Here is a 3,948-nt window from a genome sequence, read left to right as displayed (position 1 = left end):
TACACGCAGATGAACGCGTTGGCCAACAAATGCGCCGACGTGTTGACGTCACTGGGGATCGGCGCCGGTGACCGCGTGGCGCTGTTGATGCCCAACAGTGTCGAGTTCTGTTGCCTGTTCTACGGCGCCGCCAAGATAGGAGCGGTAGCCGTGCCGTTGAACACCCGCGTTGCCGCGCCCGAACTGGAATTCATTCTGTCCGACAGTGGCAGCAGGGTGCTGGTCTACGGCGAAGAATTCGCAGGCGTCGCCGACGCCGTCAAGGCCGGAACCGAGCACCCGTGCACCGTGGAATCCTGGGTACCGACCGCCGGTGGCAGGGGCGCTCTCGCCGAGCGCCCCGAGGGCGCAGCCGACGACGAACCGACCGGGGAACACGGTGGTTCGGACAATCTGTTCATCATGTACACCTCCGGCACCACCGGCCCGCCGAAAGGCGTCGTCCACACACACGATTCGGTGCACACCGGGGCGGCCGCCTGGGCCATGACCGTCGACGGACGCTACCAGGACCGCATTCTGCTGCCGCTGCCGATGTTCCATGTCGCGGCGCTGACGACGGTCATCTTCTGCGCCATGCGCGGTATCAGTCTGATCTCGATGCCGCAGTTCGACCCGGTGAAGATTTGGTCGCTGATTGTCGACGAGCGGGTCTCCGTCGGTGGTGCCGTACCGGCGATCTTGAACTTCATGCGCCTGGTGCCCCAGTTCGAGGAACTCGACGCGCCCTGCTTCAGGACCTTCATCACCGGTGGCGCACCGATGCCGGAGTCACTGATCAAGATGTATGCCGCCAAGAACATGGAGGTTGTGCAGGGCTACGCGCTCACCGAATCATGCGGTGGCGGAACGATGTTGCTCGGCGATGACGCATTGCGCAAAGTCGGATCGGCGGGACGCGCCACCATGTTCGCCGACGTCCGGGTCCGCAGTGACGACGGCGTGATCACCGAGCGCGGAGAAGGCGAAGTCGTCATCAAGTCCGACTTTCTGCTCAAGGAATACTGGAATCGCCCCTACGCCACCCGCGCCGCCTTCGACAACGGCTGGTTCCGTACCGGCGATATCGGCGAGATTGATGACGAGGGTTATCTCTACATCAAGGACCGGATGAAGGACATGATCATCTCCGGCGGTGAGAACATCTGCCCAGCGGAGATCGAGAGCGTGATCATCGGCATTCCCGGCGTCAGCACGGTGGCGGTGATCGGCCTGCCTGACGAGAAATGGGGTGAAATCGCCTGTGCGATAGTCGTCGCCGACCAGAGTTCCGTCAGCGAGGAGAGCATCCTTGACTACTGCGGCACCCGACTGGCCCGTTTCAAGCTGCCGAAAAAGGTGATCTTCACCGAGGAGATTCCGCACAGCCCCGCGGGAAAAATCCTCAAGCGGGCACTTCCCGACAAGTACGTCTGACCAGCGGGCGCGGGCCCGCTGAAACCTCTTGGGCGCCGGGACGACCGAGCGTCCCAAGGGTGACGTGGCTTGCGCTGGGCATGCCCGTCGGCCCGCGCGTCACTTTCGCGACCCTCACGACGAGCGCCGTATTCTGAAACGGATGAAGATTCCGCTGGCCATCGCAGGAGTGCTTGCCTGCACCGCGTCGCTCGTCGGCTGCCAGTCCACTATCGAAGGCACCGCCACCAGAATCCCCGACTCACCGACCGAGCCGAACTTCCCTACCCCCCGACCCAGCAGACCCACCGCGGCACCACCTTCCCCCATCGATCCAACCCGGCCCACCGCGTCGCCGCGACAACCTGGCGGCCAGGTGCTGCAACCCCGGAACGGTCTCGTCTTCATCGAGACGAAGTCCGGTAAGACCCGCTGCCAACTCAACCAGCAGGAAGTGGGCTGCGAGGCGGCGTTCACCAATGCTCCAGAGGTCAACGGATCGACCGCCAACGGGGTGCGTTTGAGTGCCAGGGGGCAAATCAGTTGGGTGCTGGGCAATCTGGGTGCCATTCCCGCGGTAACCCTGGACTATCAGACCTATTCAGCGGTCGGCTGGACAATTGACGCCAGCCGAGAGGGCACTCGATTCACCAACGACAGCACCGGGCGCGGCATGTCCATCAGCGTTGAGGGTGTCAAAGGCTTCTGAACGGCCGACCTTAAGCTGGCCAGCGTGAACCCAGTGGATTTCAGAATCTTCGTCGAACCTCAGCAGGGTGCCACCTACGCCGACCAACTTGCCGTCGCATGCGCCGCAGAGGCTGCGGGTTATTCGGCCTTCTGCCGATCCGACCACTATCTGGCGATGAACAGCGACGGGCATCCCGGCCCGACCGACTCATGGGTGACGTTGGCCGGTCTTGCACGGGAGACATCCTCGATCCGGCTCGGCACCATGGTGACTTCAGCCACCTTCCGCTACCCGGGACCTTTGGCCATCTCGGTGGCACAGGTCGACGAAATGTCCTGCGGGCGTGTCGAATTAGGAATCGGCGCCGGATGGTTCGAAGCTGAGCACCGCGCCTACGCCATCCCCTTCCGGCCGCTGGGCGAGCGCTTCGACCGACTGACCGAGCAACTCGAGATCATCACCGGGCTGTGGGCCACCCCGCCCGGCCAGACATTCGACTATTCGGGGACGCACTACAGCGTCTCGGATTCTCCGGCGCTGCCCAAGCCCGTCCAGTCCCCGCACCCGCCGATCATCATCGGTGGTGGTGGCGCCAAACGGACCCCGGCACTGGCGGCCCGGTTCGCCGCGGAATTCAATATCCCGTTCGCGCCGCTGTCGACATTGCGAAGGCAGTATGAGCGGGTGGCGGCGGCGGTTGAGAAGGCACAGCGCGCGACGGACGCGCTGACCTACTCCGCAACGTTCGTGGCGTGCGCCGGCCGCGACGAGGCGACCATCGCCCGCCGTGCCGACGCGATCGGCCGTGAGGTCGAAGAGCTTCGGGCTAATTCACCCGTGGTGGGAACTCCGGCCGAGATCGTCGACAAGCTGGGCCCCTTCATCGAGGCCGGCGTCCAGCGGATCTACCTGCAGCTTCTCGACATGTCGGACCTGGATCACGTCGCGTTCTTCGCCGACGAGGTGGTTAACCAGCTTCGCTGATTGAGCAACGGTCCCGCGTCCGCGGCTACGATCGGTGGCCGTGAACAGCCCGGACCATGACGGAGGCGCCCATCGGCAGGCGCCGCACGTACCGTGGCACAACCGCACCTCGACGGTGCTCGGCGTGAGCGTGGCGGGTCTGGCCGCGATTGTCATCTTGTTCACTTCAGCCATCTATGTGGTCCGTCAGTTCGACGAGCCGGAGCGGGCACCGATCAACTACGTCGGACCGTCGTCGGCCACCGGCACCTCGTCGAAGCCGACCACGCCCAGCACGATCACCAGCACCAGACCGCCCATCACCAGCGACATCAACCCCGACCCGACGCCCACCAGTACGGGTTCCGCGGAGGTCTCCAGCCGGAACCCCAATTCGCGGCCCCCCAGAACCCGCGAGGACGACAGCTCCGAGGCGGAGACCACCCGCAGCAGGACGAGAACCAGCGTGCCCCGCACACTCAACCCGGCCCGGTAGGCCAGAGCGCCTACTATCGGATTCCGTGCCGCGCTACGAAACCCCCGACGACCCGAACACTTTCGCCGACGCCGGACCGCCGCCCGGCGATACTCCCTGGCATCGCCAGCCGGTGGCCCTGGTGACATTCGGCGCAGGCGGTGCGGTGCTCATCGCGCTGATCGTCTACGGCCTGGCCAAGGCCATCACCGGGGACTCGATCTCCGATACGACCCCCACGACTTCGCTGACACCGTTGACGTCGACGAGGGTTGCGACAGTGGCACCCCCGGTGACCATTACCGAGACCGAGACGGCTGCCACGACCCAGCCGACCACGACGGCGACCACAACCCAGCCGACCACAACCACGACGACCACAACGGCGACGACCAGCACCACGCCGCCCACCAGCGTGAGCACC

Annotated in this window: 5 protein-coding genes; 4 read left to right on the top strand and 1 reads right to left on the bottom strand. The window is 64.9% G+C overall.

Going from position 1 to position 3,948, the window contains the following annotated elements:
- The 3 genes from ACPGXI_RS00835 to ACPGXI_RS00825 all read left to right on the top strand — a co-directional run.
- A partial coding sequence (locus ACPGXI_RS00835) for an acyl-CoA synthetase (RefSeq protein ID WP_526648839.1) occupies positions 1 to 1,416 on the top strand: 1,416 nt, incomplete at its 5' end.
- A gap of 142 nt (positions 1,417 to 1,558) precedes the next feature.
- Positions 1,559 to 2,104 (top strand): hypothetical protein, encoded by a 546-nt coding sequence (locus tag ACPGXI_RS00830; RefSeq protein WP_526648837.1) that lies wholly within the window; start codon positions 1,559 to 1,561, stop codon positions 2,102 to 2,104.
- Between the two features lie 33 nt (positions 2,105 to 2,137).
- On the top strand, positions 2,138 to 3,070 hold the full coding sequence (locus ACPGXI_RS00825; protein WP_526649131.1) for an LLM class F420-dependent oxidoreductase: 933 nt from the start codon (positions 2,138 to 2,140) through the stop codon (positions 3,068 to 3,070).
- Positions 3,071 to 3,289: 219 nt separating this feature from the next.
- Here ACPGXI_RS00825 and ACPGXI_RS00820 read toward each other — a convergent pair whose 3' ends face one another.
- On the bottom strand, positions 3,290 to 3,532 hold the full coding sequence (locus ACPGXI_RS00820; RefSeq protein WP_526648835.1) for a hypothetical protein: 243 nt from the start codon (positions 3,530 to 3,532) through the stop codon (positions 3,290 to 3,292).
- Between the two features lie 38 nt (positions 3,533 to 3,570).
- Between ACPGXI_RS00820 and ACPGXI_RS00815 the strand changes: the two genes are divergently transcribed.
- On the top strand, positions 3,571 to 3,948 hold a 378-nt coding region (locus ACPGXI_RS00815), incomplete at its 3' end, for a hypothetical protein (protein ID WP_526648834.1).

It is taken from the genome of Mycobacterium sp., assembly GCF_049608025.1.
Taxonomy (GTDB): Bacteria; Actinomycetota; Actinomycetes; order Mycobacteriales; family Mycobacteriaceae; genus Mycobacterium.
This window is presented reverse-complemented; position numbering and strand designations above follow the sequence as displayed.